This window comes from Denitrobaculum tricleocarpae, from assembly GCF_007004665.1.
Classification (GTDB): Bacteria; Pseudomonadota; Alphaproteobacteria; order Kiloniellales; family Kiloniellaceae; genus Denitrobaculum; species Denitrobaculum tricleocarpae.
Genome location: NZ_ML660053.1, coordinates 612,999 through 630,355, shown reverse-complemented (window position 1 = coordinate 630,355; position 17,357 = coordinate 612,999). Strand labels below are relative to the sequence as shown.

At 59.8% G+C, this 17,357-nt stretch carries 16 protein-coding genes; 7 read left to right on the top strand and 9 right to left on the bottom strand.

Annotated features, from left to right (window positions below; all coding sequences use genetic code 11):
• The first annotated feature begins 3 nt into the window (after window positions 1-3).
• From FKG95_RS07755 to FKG95_RS07735, 5 genes are all read left to right on the top strand, one after another.
• Window positions 4-987 carry a M14 family metallopeptidase gene (locus tag FKG95_RS07755; RefSeq protein ID WP_142895741.1) on the top strand — a complete coding sequence of 328 codons (984 nt, stop codon included), beginning with the start codon at window positions 4-6 and terminating at the stop codon, window positions 985-987.
• Window positions 988-1,153: 166 nt separating this feature from the next.
• A complete protein-coding gene (locus FKG95_RS07750; RefSeq protein WP_142895740.1) occupies window positions 1,154-2,299 on the top strand; it encodes an NADH:flavin oxidoreductase/NADH oxidase in 1,146 nt (381 codons plus the stop codon).
• Between the two features lie 415 nt (window positions 2,300-2,714).
• Complete coding sequence (locus FKG95_RS07745; RefSeq protein WP_142895739.1) at window positions 2,715-4,217, top strand: CAP domain-containing protein; 1,503 nt, start codon at window positions 2,715-2,717, stop codon at window positions 4,215-4,217.
• Between the two features lie 115 nt (window positions 4,218-4,332).
• A complete protein-coding gene (locus tag FKG95_RS07740; RefSeq protein WP_142895738.1) occupies window positions 4,333-6,138 on the top strand; it encodes a type I secretion system permease/ATPase in 1,806 nt (601 codons plus the stop codon).
• Window positions 6,119-7,495, top strand: a complete 1,377-nt coding sequence (locus tag FKG95_RS07735) for an HlyD family type I secretion periplasmic adaptor subunit (protein ID WP_218940107.1) — start codon at window positions 6,119-6,121, stop codon at window positions 7,493-7,495. The genes FKG95_RS07740 and FKG95_RS07735 overlap by 20 nt, the downstream gene beginning before the upstream one ends.
• Window positions 7,496-7,513: 18 nt before the next feature.
• On the opposite strand, the gene fdxA is transcribed toward FKG95_RS07735, so the two are convergent.
• From fdxA to FKG95_RS07700, 7 genes are all read right to left on the bottom strand, one after another.
• Complete coding sequence (gene fdxA / locus FKG95_RS07730; RefSeq protein ID WP_142895737.1) at window positions 7,514-7,891, bottom strand: ferredoxin; 378 nt, start codon at window positions 7,889-7,891, stop codon at window positions 7,514-7,516.
• Between the two features lie 46 nt (window positions 7,892-7,937).
• Complete coding sequence (locus FKG95_RS07725; RefSeq protein ID WP_218940106.1) at window positions 7,938-8,717, bottom strand: enoyl-CoA hydratase-related protein; 780 nt, start codon at window positions 8,715-8,717, stop codon at window positions 7,938-7,940.
• The gene (locus FKG95_RS07720; protein ID WP_142895736.1) at window positions 8,714-9,928 is read right to left on the bottom strand and encodes a CaiB/BaiF CoA transferase family protein; all 1,215 of its coding nucleotides are present in this window, start codon (window positions 9,926-9,928) and stop codon (window positions 8,714-8,716) included. Before FKG95_RS07720 ends, FKG95_RS07725 begins: the two co-directional genes overlap by 4 nt.
• A gap of 52 nt (window positions 9,929-9,980) precedes the next feature.
• Window positions 9,981-11,339, bottom strand: a complete 1,359-nt coding sequence (locus FKG95_RS07715) for an FAD-dependent oxidoreductase (protein ID WP_142895735.1) — start codon at window positions 11,337-11,339, stop codon at window positions 9,981-9,983.
• Between the two features lie 64 nt (window positions 11,340-11,403).
• Window positions 11,404-12,225, bottom strand: a complete 822-nt coding sequence (locus tag FKG95_RS07710) for an ABC transporter permease (RefSeq protein WP_142895734.1) — start codon at window positions 12,223-12,225, stop codon at window positions 11,404-11,406.
• On the bottom strand, window positions 12,225-13,052 hold the full coding sequence (locus FKG95_RS07705) for an ABC transporter ATP-binding protein (RefSeq protein ID WP_142895733.1): 828 nt from the start codon (window positions 13,050-13,052) through the stop codon (window positions 12,225-12,227). Before FKG95_RS07705 ends, FKG95_RS07710 begins: the two co-directional genes overlap by 1 nt.
• An 11-nt stretch (window positions 13,053-13,063) precedes the next feature.
• The gene (locus FKG95_RS07700; protein ID WP_142895732.1) at window positions 13,064-14,107 is read right to left on the bottom strand and encodes an ABC transporter substrate-binding protein; all 1,044 of its coding nucleotides are present in this window, start codon (window positions 14,105-14,107) and stop codon (window positions 13,064-13,066) included.
• A gap of 207 nt (window positions 14,108-14,314) precedes the next feature.
• Here FKG95_RS07700 and FKG95_RS07695 point away from each other — a divergent pair, with 207 nt between their 5' ends.
• Window positions 14,315-15,217: a LysR family transcriptional regulator gene (locus FKG95_RS07695; RefSeq protein WP_179953970.1), complete on the top strand. Its 903-nt coding sequence runs from the start codon at window positions 14,315-14,317 to the stop codon at window positions 15,215-15,217.
• 10 nt (window positions 15,218-15,227) lie between these two features.
• Here the strand turns inward: FKG95_RS07695 and FKG95_RS07690 are convergent, their stop codons facing one another.
• Window positions 15,228-15,563: an SH3 domain-containing protein gene (locus tag FKG95_RS07690; RefSeq protein WP_142895730.1), complete on the bottom strand. Its 336-nt coding sequence runs from the start codon at window positions 15,561-15,563 to the stop codon at window positions 15,228-15,230.
• Between the two features lie 39 nt (window positions 15,564-15,602).
• Entirely contained in the window at window positions 15,603-16,304 is a 702-nt protein-coding gene (locus FKG95_RS07685) for a hypothetical protein (RefSeq protein WP_142895729.1), read from the bottom strand.
• 225 nt (window positions 16,305-16,529) lie between these two features.
• On the opposite strand from FKG95_RS07685, the gene mtgA reads away from it, so the two are divergent.
• Entirely contained in the window at window positions 16,530-17,201 is a 672-nt protein-coding gene (mtgA, locus tag FKG95_RS07680; protein WP_142895728.1) for a monofunctional biosynthetic peptidoglycan transglycosylase, read from the top strand.
• Window positions 17,202-17,357 lie beyond the last annotated feature (156 nt).

Sequence of the window (17,357 nt, the reverse complement as noted above, 5' to 3'; positions counted from 1 at the left end):
TTTATGTCCGCTTCGCCAACCGCCGGTGCCATCGAAATTCCAAATGAATATCCGGTAGAACTGACGGCGCCGGATATCACGCCCTATGCCGCCGGAAATAGCGGCACGCCTTACATCTGGTCGTTCGACAGCGGCGTTCCTGGGCCACATGTGATGATTTCGGCCCTGGTGCATGGCAACGAAATCTGCGGCGCGATTGCCCTGGACTGGCTGCTACGCGAAGACGTCCGCCCGGTCGCAGGCCGCCTCTCCCTCGGGTTCATCAATATCGACGCTTACAGCCGTTTCGACCCGCAAGACCCCAACGCCACACGCTGGGCGGATGAGGACTTCAACCGGCTTTGGTCGGACGAGGTTCTGACCGGTGACCGCGACAGCAGTGAACTCCGCCGCGCGCGAGAGATCCGGCCCTTCATGGATTCCGTCGACATCCTGCTCGACATTCACTCCATGCAGCGCCCCAGCCCGCCCTTCATGATGGCCGGCATGCGCGCGAAAGGACGCGACCTCGCCCGTCAGGTGGGCGTGCCGGAGATCGTCATCAGCGATCAAGGTCATGCTGCCGGAGTCCGCCTGCGCGACTATGCCGGATTCTCCGATCCGGACAGCCCCAAGAACGCAGTTCTGATCGAATGCGGTCAGCATTGGGAAAAGGCCGCGGGCGATCTAGCCATCGAATCGAGCCTGCGAATGCTGCGCAGTCAAGGCACTGTCTCAGATGACTTCGGCGGCGACCTTGCGCGCGGAGCCACCCCAAAACAGACCTTCGTGGAAGTCACCCAGGCTATCACGGTCCAAAGCGAGAATGACTTTACCTTTGCACGCCCCTTTACCGGCGGTGAGATCATCCCGGAAAAGGGCACGCTGCTGGCACACGATGGCGGCGAGGAGATCCTCACGCCCTACGACAAATGTTTCCTCGTCATGCCCTCCATGCGGCTCTGGCGCGGACAGACGGCTGTGCGCCTGGGCCGGATTCTCGACTAAGCCTCAGCCGCTTTCAGCACCCAGGGCCCAGCCAAATGCGCGAATAACTCATAGCCACGTGAAGCCTGCGCGCGAAGATGTGATGCCCGGCAGTCTGGCGATTGTCCGGGCGCCAAGATAGAGTTTGCGCCGCTAGACCATCGTCTTCTTCACTTCAGGATCAAACATGCCGCTCTTTACACCCTTTACCCTGCGCGACGTTACCTTCCCGAACCGAATCGCCGTCTCGCCGATGAGTCAGTATCTGTCAAAGGATGGTTACGCCAATGACTGGCATCTGGTGCACCTTGGCCGGTTCGCCTTGGGTGGCGCGGGACTGGTTTTTACCGAAGCCACCGCAGTTGAGGATAGAGGGCGGCGCACCCACGGCGACCTGGGACTCTGGGAAAACGGGCAGATCGAAGGGATGGCCCGGATTGCCCGCTTCCTGAAGGAACAGGGCGCGGTCCCGGGTGTTCAGCTTGGCCATGCCGGACGCAAGGCAAGCGAGCGGCGGCCCTGGCACGGGGAAACGCCGGTGACCGAGGAAGACGTTGCGTTGCGCGGCGAAGCCCCCTGGGAAACCATCGGCCCCTCCGCGGTGCCCTACGGCGAGAACTGGCATACGCCCACCGAGATGACCCAGTCCGATATCGATGACGTGCTCGCTGCCTTCAGAGACAGTGCACGGCGGGCCGATCAGGCCGGTTACGAGGTGATCGAGGTTTACGCGGCGCACGGCTTTCTGGGTCATCAGTTTTACTCCCCCGTAACCAACAAGCGTACGGACGCCTATGGCGGCGAGCGGGAAAACCGCATGCGCTTCGCCCTGGAAACCGCCCGCGCCATCCGCGAGACCTGGCCGGAGGGTAAAGTCCTCTCCTTTCGGATTTCCACGACCGACTGGGTCGATGGCGGCTGGGAAGTCGAGGACAGCATCGCGCTCGCCAAGGGTCTGAAAGAGAATGGCGTGGACATGGTCGACTGCTCGACGGGCGGCATCGGCGCCGGTCACAACGACAGCTTCAAACCGCGCCGCATGGCCCTGGCGCAAGGCTTCCAATTGCCGCTTGCCGCACAGGTCAAACGCGAAACCGGGATTGCCGCGATGGGTGTCGGTTTCCTTTGGGATCCGGAAGTTGCCCAAGCAGCCATCGCAGACGGAACTGTGGACATGGTGGCGCTCGCGCGCGAGCTGTTGGACAACCCAAATTGGACACTTCACGCCGCGCGGTCGCTGGGCGAAGACAAGGATTACGGCTTCTGGAAACCTCAGTTCGGCTGGTGGCTCAATAAGCGGCAGCGCTTGTTGGACAAGCTTAACTTGCGATGACTATAATCTTCACATAAAAAATTGCTCGCTAAATACTTTCCCGAGTTGAAGAAACGATCTTTACTAATTGATTTTAATAAATTTTTACCCCTAAAACGCTTGAATGTTTTACTTTAAGACAAACCTACAGACCATGGTAGGAAACAGGTTCAACCTGGATCGGGCAAAGCCAGAGACGATACAGCTCAGGGTCCGTCCCAGACATTTGAATTTACGATTATCAGCTGAAAATGCCTTATAAAATATACGTTTTTAGACAAACAAACTCTCTTTCGCTGTGGCATCTCGAGACATGGAAATGACATTTCCTTAACCCCGATATGCCAAATTCCTGCCGTATTTCAGATCATACTCGGCCCTGCTCATTTCTTGAGCACATGTAATATTCTCCAAGAAAAAAGGAAATATATACACGATGGCCACACCAACAGCTTTTGAACAATACATGCTCGAACTGGTAAATCAGGCGCGTGCCGACCCTGGAGCGGCAGCTGAGAAGTACGGCTTCAGTCTTGGCAACATTCCTGATTCCGCGCTCGAGCCTCTCGCCATGAACGAGGACCTGCTGGAAGCCGCCCGCGGCCATTCCGAGTGGATGGAGAACACCGATACCTTCTCCCATACCGGTGCCGGCGGCTCCAACCCGACGCAGCGCGCGGATGCTGCCGGATGGGATGGCGGCGGTGTCGGCGAGAATATCGCCGGCTGGTTTTCCTCCGGCAGCAACGTCAACGAGCAGGACGTCGTCGAAGAACGGCACGGCGCGCTGCTGCGCTCGCCTGGGCATCTCGCTAACATCATGAATGAGAACTGGAGTGAGGCCGGTATCGGCGGCGCGACCGGTGACTGGGAACAGTTCAGTAACGCGTTTCTTTATACGCAGGCTTTTTCGGATGACGGCCAGAGCTTCCTGACCGGTGTCGCTTTCGACGACAACGATGGCGACAATTTCTACGACGTCGGGGAAGGTCTCGGCGGTGTCGACATCGAGATTATCGATTCCGAAGGCAATAGCGTGGACACCTCGACCTGGGAGGCCGGTGGCTACCAGATCGCCCTGGAAGACGGAGACTATACCGTCCGCTTTTCCGGCGAAGGCATCAACGGTGTGGTTGAGAAACAGGTCACGATCGCGGGCGGCAACGTCAAGGTCGACATCAATACCGACCTGGAAAGCCCTGTTGTTGCTGACAACGACGATACGCCGGGCGAAGACCCAACCACCGAAGATCCGGATATGGAAGAGCCAACGGCAGAAGATCCTGATGCCGAAGATCCCGATACGGACGAGCCGACAGCGGAAGACCCGGACGCAGAGGAGCCGACGGCTGAAGATCCCGATACGGACGAACCGACCGTCGAAGACCCCGACGCAGAGGAGCCCACTGCCGAAGATCCAGACACGGACGAGCCGACAGCGGAAGATCCGGACGCAGAAGAACCAACCGCCGAGGATCCCGATGCCGAGGAACCGACTGCTGAAGATCCCGATACCGAAGAGCCTGATCTGGCCGCGGGGCCGGCTGTATCCACCGGTACGGAAGGTGATGATGTCTTCATGGACATGGAGAACGATCAGATCATCCTGGGCGCGGCTGGGAACGACCGCTTCGAGACGGAAAGCAGCTTTGACGACTACAACTTCATGCTACTGCCGAACAACGGTGTCCTCTTGCTGGGTGCCGATTCGACCAAGGTGTTGTTCGATGTCGAAACGATCGAGTTCGCGGATCTCTCGATCGAGTTCAAGGCGGAGGAAACCATCGACGAACCGGACGAGGATGACGGCATGTCCGATCCCTCCGCCGAAGTACCCACTGCCGAGATGCCGGGTGACGAGACGCCCGTCGCCGAGGATGCAGTTGTGGACTCGTCCACCGGCGGCAACTGCTTCAATGACGATCTGATGGTGGCCTGAGCGACTGGTCTGGTCAGCAGTTTCGTCATTCCCATCCGCTTTTCGCCGATGGGATGTGGTGGCCGGGGTAACCCGGCCACTGCAATCCGTCACCGGTCCGGAGATTTGATTCCAAATGTCTTCTCATAAAACCACTGCGCCCGACGCAAGCCCGCGGGATGGCGGCGGAAGTGAACGCAATTTGATCCGCGCCGCGCTGCGAACCTGCCGCGGCGCGTTTATCGGTATCGGCCTCTTCAGTTGCATCATCAACATTCTGATGCTGACCGGTCCGCTCTTCATGATGCAGGTCTATGACCGGGTGCTGACGAGCAGCAGCCTGCCGACACTTGCCGCCCTGCTCGCCCTGGTCACTCTGCTGTATTTCTTTTTCAGTCTCTTTGAGCTGCTGCGCTCCCGGGTTCTGATCCGCGTCGGCCGCCGCCTGGACGAAGAACTCTCGCCCAGTGTCTTTAAGGCAGTTCTCGCTCTACCCCTGCGCCAGGGGCAGAAGGGCGAGTCCACGGCGCCGATCCGCGACCTGGACAACCTGCGGCAATTTCTATCGAGCCAGGGACCGCTGGCGATCTTCGACATGCCCTGGATCCCGCTCTATCTGGGAGTGATTTTTCTGTTCCATCCTTTCCTTGGGTTTATCGCCACGGCGGGCGCTGCCCTATTGCTCCTGCTCGCGGTCATGAGTGAAGCGGTAAACCGGAAACCTTTGCGTCAGGCGGCAAGCCTGGCGAACCGGCGCAATGCCGTGGCCGCCAGCTGTCGGCGCAACAGCGAAGCCGTTCATGCCATGGGGATGAGCGCTCAACTGGGGAACATTTGGGGCGGCATCAATGACCGCTACCTCCAGCTTCAGGGCAAAGCCAGCGACCGGGCCAGCGTGCTCTCCGCCGCCACCCGCTCGATCCGCCTGCTGATGCAATCGGTCATTCTGGCCGCCGGGGCCTGGCTCGCGGTCATGCAGGAGGTTTCGCCCGGCACCATCATCGCAGGCTCCATCATCATGTCGCGGGCTCTGGCGCCGATCGAACTGGCGGTCGCGCACTGGCGCGGCTTCATCGCGGCGCGCCAGAGCGCCAACCGGCTCAAAACGACTCTCAGCGGGCCGCCTCCAACCACGAGAACAGACCTTCCCCGCCCCAGGAAAAGCCTGGACCTCACCAGCGTGACCGTCGTCCCGCCCGGCAGTTCCAAAACCGCCATCGAACGGATCGGTTTTTCGTTACAAGCGGGCGAAGGTCTCGGCATCATCGGTCCCAGCGCCAGCGGTAAGTCAAGCCTTGCCCGCTGCATGGTCGGAGTCTGGCCGAGCATCATGGGCAAGATCTGCCTGGACGGCGCGGCGCTCGACCAATGGGATCCGCTCAAGCTTGGCCGCTACATCGGCTATCTGCCGCAGGCGGTGGATCTCTTCGACGGCACGATTGCGGAAAACATTGCGCGTTTCGATCCGGCCCGCAACGCAGAAGACGTCATTGAGGCGGCCCGGCTGGCAGGCATTCACGATATGGTCCTGAAACTGCCGGAAGGATACGACACCAGTATCGGCGATGCCGGCTCAATCCTGTCGGCCGGGCAGCGCCAACGCGTCGGCCTGGCGCGCGCACTCTACGGCCTTCCCTTCCTCGTCGTGCTGGACGAACCCAATGCCAATCTGGATGCCGAGGGTGAACTGGCGCTGACGGACGCGATCAGCACAATGCTCAAGAAGGGCTCAATCGTCATCGTCGTGGCCCACCGGCCGAGCGCGATCGCCGCCGTGGATCATCTTCTGGTCCTGAAAGACGGGCGCCAACAGGCCTTCGGCCGCAAGGAGGAAGTCCTGGCACAGGCCAACTCACCCCACAAGCCGCCAAAAATCAGGAACGCCACCGCGAAGACGTCCGCCAGCAAGGGAGCCTTGAACATTGCCGCAGAGCCTGCTTGAGGGATACAGAACCCTCGATCCCGCCAACCTTCGCGCCGGCCCTTTCGATGCGCCGCCAACCGGACAGCACACCAGATCTTCATTGCGCCGCCATCTTCTCATTGGCCTCGCGGTCACGACGGTCCTGATTGGCGGTGTCGGCGGCTGGTCGGCGCTCGCATCCATATCCAGTGCGGTCATTGCGTCGGGCAAGGTTGTGGTCGAATCCAACAGCAAACTGGTCCAGCATGCCGAGGGTGGCATCGTCGGAGAGATCGCGGTGCGTGACGGGGACCGGGTCGAGGCAGGCGACCTTCTGGTGCGTCTGGATGGCACCGCCACGAAAGCGAACCTCGCCATCATTACAAAGCAGATGAATGAGCTGGAAACCCGGCGCAGCCGTCTGATCGCTGAACGTGATGATAAAACGGAGCTGGTTTTTCCTGAAAGTCTTCAAAAACAAGCACAGGCGAACGGTGAGTTCGACAGCCTGGAAGGTGAGCGCAAACTCTTCCAGGCGCGCTTGGCGACCCTCTCCGGTCAGCGTGAGCAGCTACAGGAACGAATCACGCAGACACACGACGAGATCGCCGGTCTCACGGCACAGCGCACTGCAAAAGCGCGGGAGATCGCGCTGACGGAGAAAGAGCTCGAGCTGCTGAGCGGCCTGAGGGAAAAGAAGCTGGTGCCCGTCACCCAATACATGGCGTTGGAACGCGAAGCCGCGAAAGTCCAGGGCGAGCACGGGCAACTCACCGCGGAGATCGCCCGCACCGAAGGACGGATCAGCGAGACTCAGTTGCAGGTTCTGCAGCTCGACAAGGAATTCCGTGAGACGGTTCTGGGGGAACTGCGCGCCGTCGAGGCGGAACTCGCCGAACTTGCCGAGCGCAGGGTTGCCGCATTGGACCAGTTGCGCCGCCTGGAAATCCAGGCGCCTCAGTCAGGCGCCGTTCACCAACTCGCCATTCACACCCGTGGCGGCGTGATCACTCCGGGTGAGGCGCTTATGCAGATTGTGCCCCAGGACGACGCTCTGATCGTCGAAGCACGGGTCGCACCGGCCGATATCGATCAAGTACAATCCGGTCAGCACGCCGTCATTCACTTTACGGCCTTTAATCAGCGCACTACGCCACAGCTCGATGCAACGCTCTATTCAGTCGCGGCGGACCTGAGCGAGGACGAACGCAGTGGCGACCAGTATTTCCTGGCCCGACTGCGTCTGAGTGAAGCGGAACTGGCGCGTCTGGATGCATTGAAACTCAGTCCCGGCATGCCGGCGGAAGTCTTCATTCAAACCGGCGCCCGCAGCGCGCTCAGCTATCTGGTGAAACCCTTCGAGGATCAACTCAGCCGGGCGTTCAGGGAAGAGTGAGCAAATTGGTCGCGCACTTCATTTGACCAGGTCGGCCAGCTTGACGATTGCGGGTGGGTCGCTGCTGGCCTGCTGCGGTGGAAGTGCCGCCACGACGGGATGATCCTGGTCGGTCTGGTATTCGTGGTTCCAGCCCTGCGGCGACCCCCACCCCGTCACCTTGTCTTCGAAGAACTCTTTATTGATGACAATGTAGGCGGCCTCGGTAGGTTCGGCATCGAACTCGTCCCGGATCGCGTCGACCGGACAGATCGATTCGCAGAGCCCGCAATTCACGCATTCGTCCGGGTGGATGTAGAACATCCGCCCGCCCTCGTAGATACAATCGACCGGACAGACCTCGGTACAGGCACCGTCTTTGATATCCACGCAAGCCTGGGAAATGATGAAAGTCATGCGGTACCTCCCAGGCTATCGATCTCGAACACCCGTTTCATCGGCCTTAGGTCCCGCTCCAGACCGGGTCGCGCTTCTCCAGGAAAGCTTGTACACCCTCATCGCTGTCCTTGGACTGCAGCGCGGCTACAAGGGCCGGCGTGCGCAATGCCTGGGCGTCACGGGGATGGAGCTGCGCCGTCTTTTTGACCGTATGCTTGATCGCCTTCACCGAAAGCGGCGCGCAGGCCTTGATGTCCGCCACGGTGCGCTCCACGGCATCATCAAGATCTTCTGCAGACACAACTTCATTCACCAAGCCAAGGTCCGCCGCCTCTGAGGCTGACATTCGACGCCCGGTCAGCAGATATCCCATAGCGATTTTCTGCGGGATCAGCCGGGGCAAGAGCACCATCCCGCCATCCAGCGGCAGGCGGCCGACCCGGGATTCAGGCAAGGCGAACTTTGCCGTCTCGACCGCGATCACGATGTCGCTCCCGAGAACCATTTCAAAGCCGCCGCCCATGGCAAAGCCGTTGACGCGTGCGATGACCGGGATATTCAGGCTGTCGCGCAGCGAGATACCGCCGAAACCATTGGGCCGAGCATGGCCCCAATACTCCAAACCGCTGGCAGCGTTTGACGACTTCATGTCGGCGCCAGCGCTAAAGGCCCGGTCACCCGCGCCCGTTAGAACCGCACAGCGCAGATCGGCATTTCCCTCGATCTCAAGCCAGATTTCCTCGAGGCGGTCCTCCGTCTCGGCATCAACTGCGTTCATCCGGTCCGGCCTGTTGATGGTCACGCAGGCGACCTGATCCCGAATCTCGAAATCCACCGGCATCATGCAGCTCCCAAAGCCTGAGGCTTGCTTGCCATGGCATCGCTGACAGCGGCTTCCTCGCGCTCTTCGCCAAGGCCCAGTTCCGCTAAAATCTCGGCAGTGTGTTCACCAATGCGCGGCGGCGGACGCCGCACGATGAAAGGCGCTTCGGAGAGATGTACCGGAGAGGCGATGACGCGGGTTTCACCGTGCAGCGGATGGTCATAGCTTTCCAGCATCCCGTTCTCGATTGTCTGCGGGTCGGTCAGCGCCTTGCCCAAAGGCCGCACTTCGGCGCAGAGCAGGTCCTGTTCTTCAAGCCTCGCGATCCAGTGCTCCGTCGTATTGGCAGCAAAGCCTTCCCGGAAACGCCGCTGAAGTTCCACCTTCCCTGCGCGCTGTGCTGGGAGATCGGGATAGATCTCTGAGAGGTCCTCGATCCCCAGCGCCCTGCAAATATCCTGCAGAGGATTGGCCTTAAAGGCACCAACCAGAACCAGCGCACCGTCGGTCGTCTCGAAAACACCGCTGAGCGGCATGGCGGCCCAGTTCAATTCCTGATCCGTGGTCATGAGATGCGACGCTTCCTGCATCTGCATCGCAAGCATGGAATCGTAGAGAGACACCGAGACCTCCTGCCCGCGCCCGGTCTTCTCCCGGGCCAGCAAAGCCGCCAGGACCCCCTGGACCAGATGCATACCGGCCGTGTAGTCGCAGAGTGCCGTAGCGTAAATCGTGCGCGGCGTATCGTCGTCGGCACGGCGTTCCATCACACCGGTCAGGGCCTGGGAAAGTACATCCTGCCCGCCTTTGTGGGCGTAGGGACCGGTGGGACCGAAGCCTGTGCCGGACGCGAAGATGATGCGCGGATTGATCTCGCGCAGCTTTTCGTAGCCGAAGCCCATACGGTCCATCACGCCGGGCCGGAAGTTGTTCACGACCACGTCCGACCTGCGCACCAGTTCATAAACCGCTTCCTTCGCGCTCTCCTGGCGCGTGTCGAGGGTCACCGAGCGCTTGTTTCGGTTCAGGCTGCAAAAGACCGGGTTGTTTCGGTCTGCCTCGCTGGTACCGCCAAAGAAATTCCGGGAGAGCTCACCGGATCCGGGCCGTTCGATCTTGATCACGTCGGCGCCGAAGTCGGCGAGCATCTGGGTCGCGCAGGGCCCCAGCATGACCTGGGTAAAGTCGACAATCCGAACACCGTCGAGGGGCAGATTGCTGTTACTGGACATAGGATCCTCTTTTTCCGAACTGAGTGAAAAGACACAGGCTGCAAGCCGCAGGCTATTCCGCCGGCTCAAGAACCAGGGCATTGTCCGAAGGCACATCACCGGGGTCGGCCCCCTGCGCGCGCATCTGTTTCTGGATGGCTTTCGGATCTACATCCCGAAGCGCAGAATTTGCGTTCAGTGCCAGGGCGGAGGCCACGCCGGCAGCTTCGCCCTGCACCATGCAGGGTGGGATTTCCCGCGACATGCGCTGGGCGTCAGGCTCCGCCGAATAATGCCGCCCGGCAACGATGAGGTTGTCCAGGCCACGCGGCAGCAAAGCCCGGTACGGCGTGTAGTAGTCCCTGCCCCGGCAGACCGTATCGGCAAAATGCCGTCGGCTGACGATGTCGTCTTTGGTGACGACATACTCGCCGCGCAACTGGCGGGTCTGGCGCACGCCGATCTGCTCCGCCGTGCCCAGCAAATTCGAATTCTGGAAGCCTGGCAGGTTTTCGCGGGCGTACTCGTAGAGCCGCATGATACGTTCGCGGCCTTCATACTCCGCCTTGGTCAGGTCCTCGACCGACATGCCGTCGTAACCAGGCATGTGCGGGCAGTTGCACCAGACCACGCCGGGTATGGGCGTCTTGAGCCACCACATTTCCCAGGCCCCGCCAATCAGACGCCGGGCCTGTCGGTCGAGCTTCTTGAAGGCTTCCGGCTCTTCGTACTGAAAGCGCTCGGCCTCGTCGGTATCGACATTCGAGAGACGGAACACAGTGGTGACGATGTATTGCCCCTGGGTAAAGTCCGCGCCCGCGGCAGCCGTCACATCCAGATCGCCGGTCGCATCGATCACGATATCACCCAGGATCGCCTGCCGTCCGGTTTTGGTCTGGCAGATCACACCCTTGACCTTACCGTCCTCAACAAGGGTGTCGGAGAACCAGCTGTGCAGGCGCAGATTGATTTCGGCCTCCCGGGCGAGGTCCAGCGAAACCCGTTTCCAGGCATCGGGGTCAAAGGCGACGGCGTGGATGATCGGCTGCGGGTGTTCCTGGACATGGAAGTTATGGACGCCCCAGCGGGACCACTTGCGCCACATCTCCCAGTCCTGGCGGCAGTCTTCAGGCGGTGGGAAAACAGCACCATTCTGCTTCGCCATCCGATCGACGAATTCCGAGACGATCCCGGTCACGGTGATTTCGTAACCGTTGACCATATCGTCCAGGACCAGCACCATGCCGCCGGAGGCCATACCACCTAGGTGGTGGTAGCGCTCCAGCAGGGTCACGGAACAGCCGTTCCGCGCCGCCGAGACTGCCGCCGTGAGGCCCGCCGCGCCACCGCCGACCACGATGACATCGGACTGTGCGACCACCGGCACATCCCGCGCGGCTTCGCGCACTGATTTATTCTGGACTTGAGACATAGCATTCCTCCTTACGGCCGCGGCGCGGCAGCAGATTTTGCGAATTCATTGTTGTCACCCGGCGTTATCCTGTCTGCTCCGGTTTCCAGCGGATCACCATCCGCTCGGCCAGGGTCACCGCCGTAAACAGCAGGACCGCAAGGCCGGAAGAGACGAAGACGGTGGCGTAGAGCAGCGCGGACCGGAAATTGAAGGTGGCATCGATGATCAGCGCGCCAAGGCCGACATCCGCCCCAACCCACTCGCCGACGATGGCCCCGATAACGCAGGTCGTTGACGCAATCTTGAGAGCCGAGAAGAGATAGGGCAGCGATGACGGCAGCCGAATCCTCCAGAAGATCTCCCATTTCGAGGCAGAAAGAATACGCGCAAGTTCGAGGGTCTGTGGACTGACCGACTGTAGTCCCCTCACCATATTCACCAGCGTCGGGAAGAAGCAGATCAAGGCGGCGATCACCACCTTGGCCAAGAGACCGTTCCCGAACAGCAGCACCAGGATCGGCGCGATGGCCAGGATCGGAATGGTGTTGATAAAGACCGCCAGCGGGTAAAACGCCTTCTCCACCGATCTGTGATGCACGAAGGTGACCGCCACCGTGATCGCAATCAGATTACCGATCAAAAAACCCAGCACGCTCTCGATCAAGGTCGGCACAAAGTTCCTGAACAGCAGTGCCGACTCTTCCGACAGCGTCGCGCCCACGTCGCTTGGTGCCGGCGCAATGTAGGCAGGTACGTCGAAGATCCGGACGCCCCCTTCCCAGGCCAGAAGAAGTCCGGCGACGGCCAACAGGGGCGGAACGTATCGTCCGGAGAGAAAGCCACTTACAAAGGACCTTTTTGTCTCAGGTGATGCAGCAGGTTCGAGGTTGCTTGCTATGGACATCAGCAGGCCTCCAGCAAACTGCGAAGCCGGGATGCGATGGCCATGAACTCCGGGGTCTCACGCATCTTCAAGCGCCTTGGATAAGGCAAATCGACATCTACGATTTCATGAATCCGGCCCGGATGCGCCGCCAGCATCAGAACGCGCTGCCCCAGGAATGCGGCTTCGGGAATCGAATGGGTCACGAAGAGGATCGTTGTTTTGGTTTCCTGCCAGATCTGCAGGATCTGCTCGTTGAGACGGTCGCGCGTGATTTCATCCAAAGCCCCGAAGGGTTCGTCCATCAGCAGCAGGCGCGGTTTGCAAACCAGGGCCCGGGCGATCGCCACCCGCTGGCGCATCCCGCCCGAGAGTTCGTGCGGCAAGGCGTTTTCCCGCCCTTTCAACCCGACCAGATCGAGCAGTTCTTCCGGTGTCAGATCGCTCTTGGGAAGTGCGGAACTCTGCTTCTGCCCCATTTCCAGGGGCAGGCGCACGTTCTCCAGCGCGGTCCTCCAGGGCAGGAGCGTTGCATCCTGGAACACGAAGGAAAACTCGCGCGCCAGACGGGCCTGTTCGGTTTGCTTGCCGAAGATGACGACTTCGCCCGCCGACGCGGGCACAAGATCGGACACGACCCGCAGCAACGTCGACTTACCGCAGCCCGAAGGGCCGAGAATGGTAAGAAATTCGCCTTCGGCGACGCTCAAGGAGATATCCTTGAGCGCCTGAAGCGCGCCGAAAGAAACCGAGACCTTTTTGAGGTCTGCCGCAACAGCTTTAAGCTCTCTTGCGGCTTCCTCAGGCGGCTCAGTCTCCAGGGAATGGAGGATGGCAGCTTTGGGCATAGTTCGCGGCCTCACCCGGCTTTCGGACGGTCAGCCGCGGTGGCCTCCAGAATCGATGTCGTCATGACATCATCGACAGACGGCACCTCGTTCTTAAACTGCCCGAGATCAGCATAGGTCTTGATCTGGGCTTCCCAATTCTCACGCTTCATGGTGCCCCAGCCGCCAGCTTTGGTCTCGTCATTGAAGACGTAGTTCAAAATCAGCCCCACCGCCTGCCGTTCGGACTCTGCGTCCAGATTCGGATAGCGTTCGACCAGCGCATCGACCGCCGCATCTGGGTTCTGCCGCACCCAATCCCAGCCCCGTGCCGTGGCACTGACAAAAGCCGCCAGCTTGTCCGAGTGCTGGTCGAGAGTTTCATCGGTGACGTAGTAGGGGTTGGCGTAGAGTTGGATCCCGGCATCCCAAAGCCGCATGTCGACACGCTGGTCTCCCAGGATTTTGAGGGCGTTGATATTGGATTGCCAGCCGGTGACAGCGTGGACCTGACCGGTCATGAGGGGCCCCATGTCGCCGCCCATGACGATGACTTTCACATCACCTTCCGCAATTCCGTGCTTGGCCAGCAGCGCCCGCAGGAGAATGCGCGCGGTGCCCTGGGTCGCGATGGTCTTGCCGATCATATCCTTGGGCTCGTTGACCGGATCTTTCTTTAACGAGAAATAAGTAAAGGGATGCTGCTGATATCCGGCAGCGATGCATTTGATGGGAATGCCCGCCGAGCGTGCCAGCATAAGCGACGGACTGGAAGAGAGCTGGCCGACATTGGAACGGCCCGACGCAACGGATGCGACACCGTCCACATTGGGACCGCCGGCGACGATCTTAAGCGAGAGGCCGGCATCCTTGTAATACCCCAACTTATCGGCCGCGACTTCGCCCAGCTGTCCATTGGAAATCAGCCAGCCGAGCTGCATCGAGATCTCAAATTCCTCGGCGCGCGCCGAGCGGGAAACACCGATCATGCTGCCGGTGAGCGCGGCACCGGTCGCGAGACCCAGACCCTGAATGAATTGACGACGGTGAACACTGTTGTTGAAAAACTTAGCCATCCTGTCCTCCTGCTTCGCGGGCCGGAAATCTTTTTGTTTTTAGTCTGATTTAGGCCGAACGTTCCGCTGCTTTCATTGAAGTCCACGTCCCCCCCTGAACGCGTAGCCTTGACTATATCGTCTCACTGCGTGATGCATGATGAAGTTTTTTTCGGCTATAGTGATGCCGTTTCTGCATCAGGTTGGGTTTTGGAGGTCCGTCAGATCATGCATCATCCTCTGCTTCGCTATATCGATGAGGTCGCGCGCCAGGGGTCGATCCGCAAAGCGGCCAAGGTCATGAATGTCGCCTCATCCGCGGTTAACCGGCAGATCCTCAAGGCGGAAGCCGAGTTCGACACTCGACTTTTCGACCGTCTGCCCGAGGGTGTGGAATTGACCGCTGCCGGGCGCGTCGTTGTCGAGCACTGCCGCCGCACCCTCTACGATTACCGTAATCTCCGGGCCGCGATCGACGATATCCGGGATCTTCGGAGCGGTCATATCCAACTCTCAACCCTCGACTCCACGACTTTCGGTTTCCTGCCCCAGGTCATGGAGGGCTTCAGTAACGAGTATCCGGGCATCTCCTTCACGGTTGCCACCGCCGGTCCTGACGAGACCATCGAAGCCGTCGCGAAGGGTAACGCGCATGTCGGCCTGAGCTTTACCCGGGATCTGCATCCCGACGTGCGGGTTATCGCTGAGAAACCATCGCCCTTCGGCGTCATCATGCGGCCAGACCATCCCCTGGCCGACCGGCATTACGTCACTGTGGAAGACTGTGTCGGCTTCCCGCTGGTACGCACCATGGACGCGCGGGGTAAGACTTCGATCATTGATCAGGAAATCGATACCGCCGTGCTGCCGCTCTCCACGATTTTCTATACCAACGCCCATATCATGGCGAAACACGCCATCAGGGCCGGACGGGGCATTGGGATCTACACCAAGGTCGGTTTTTTATCCGACATAAAATCGGGCGAGCTTCGCTTTGTGCCCCTGGCCGAACGCATTCTCAGCGAATACAAGATCGGCGCTATCGTCTCGGCCCATAAGAACGTCGAGACCTCGGCCCACCTCTTCGTCAATGCGATCGAACGACACTTCCGAAAAGTGGATTTTACGTAGGCACAATTGTTTAAGAAGGATCAAAAGGCTCCACATGATCCAACGGCACCCAGCCTTCCATTCCGATGTGACTTCGGCACCAGATCCAGCCGCCGCGTTCCTCCACGCCTTCAAGCTCTTCGCCTTCCTTTACCGTGAGTTCAATCGTATCGAAGTCCGTCAGCAGCTTTGCAGCTTCACCCTCCGTTTGCGAAGACAGTGAAGATGCCGGCAGCCATCCACCGAGACCTTCCGAATTGCGGCACCAGATCCACTCCGGCCAATCCGCGTCTTTTGCGCCGAGTGTCACGGTCTCGCCCGCGCGCACCGACAAAGCAGGCGAGTAACTCTGCGTCCAAGACTGCATTACCCTGTAGCGTTGCACCGGCTCATTCCAGAATCACGGTTAGTAGGACTTGGTGGCCAGGCTTCGAAACTCAGGACGCAGGTCACTGGGCATGCCCCAGGAAAGGTCCGTCAGCACCGTCCTGTAAAGCTCACTCCACTTAGGCGACTGAGCATCGGAAAGTTCATTCTCCCATGTCGTCAGAAGGTCCGAGACTGCAGACACATTGTGGTACTCAGGCCAGATCGCCACGGCTTCACCAAAGGCCTTTATCGCAGCCTGAACATCGCGGTCCAGCAGTGCGGAAAAGCCGTGGCGTTCCAATGCAGAGACTCGCTGCAGGCGTTCTTCTTGGGCGGCAGCAGGCGTTACGCCTTGATTTCGGACAACTACCGGCGCGGTCTGCTGAATCTGTTCAACGCCGCGTGTCAATCGGCTGGAGAGCTTGGTCAGCTTGTTCTCGATATCAGCCGTGACCTGTCCCGCCGCTTCCGGGTCCGCGCCGCCGCCCCTCTCCGTCTGTGTCTGGAGTAAGGCGCGAATATCGGCGATTTCTTCGGTCGCCTGCTGCTGAAGCTGTTCGATTTGCGGACCGATTCGAACCACACCCGCCAACTCGACTTCCCGATTCTCCAGAATGCCTCTGACGTCATCCTGAAACAGTATAACGACCACAAGCGCAATCACCGGCCACATAAAGGTCTTGAGATAGTCCAGGACCAAGCGCCCTAGCGCGTAGCGGTCGCCGCCATCCGAGGCCATAACTCTAAACTCCCTCACCACACCCGAGGGTTGATCCTATACGGCTCTCCGTGACCGCTGCAATCGCGCAAAAAGATGTCGTCGCACAAGCTCAAATTCCCGGGTGAAGCAGCGCAGGGGCCGCAAACCTCAATAAGAACACATCCCGGACGTCCATGGCTTTCCTTGCCCGAACCAACGGGAAGGTTTATCTGCTTCGTTGGATTGGCAGGCGCGCAAGGCTTTATGAAATTCCTGAAACGACTCGCACGAAAGGCCACGCGGATATTGACCCTCTCCGTTTTGCTTGTGGTCGGGCTGATCCTGCTCTTCAGGTTCGTGCCGCCGCCCTTTACACCGCTGATGTTGCTGCGCGACGCTCCGATTCAGAAACAATGGGTTTCCCTGGATCAAATGGCGCCCGCGCTGCCGCGTGCCGTCATCGCCGCTGAAGACAACCTTTTCTGCTCACATTGGGGCTTCGACCTGAACTCGCTTCAGGCCGCCGTCCTGGCCTTCGCGAGCGGTGAACGCGCAGGTGGCGGTTCGACCATTTCGATGCAGACTGCGAAGAACCTTTTTCTCTGGCCCGAGCGCAGCGTGTTTCGCAAACTGCTTGAAGCTCCCCTGACCCTGGCCATCGAAGTCAGTTGGCCGAAGACCCGGATACTGGAAGTCTATCTCAACGTTGCGGAATGGGCGCCCGGTGTTTACGGCGCCGAAGCGGCATCGCGATTCCACTTTGGAAAGCCCGCGAAATCCTTGTCCAGGACTGAGGCTGCCCGCCTGGCCGCGGTTCTACCCAGCCCCTTGAAATGGTCGGCGGGCAAACCCGGAAACTACGTGCGCCGCCGCACGGAGATCATCAATCGCCGAGTGGCACAGCTAGGCCCTCTGCTGGATTGCGTAACGCAATGACCCTCAAATCCCTGTAACAACGCCGAATATGTAACTAACCCTGTTGGCCGTGAGACCTGCTCGGTGACATCAAGTCTTTGTATACCATTGGTCAACTGAACCACACCCGGCAATAGACGAGCCTAAAGCCAAAGTAGTTTCTTCTATAAATTGCAA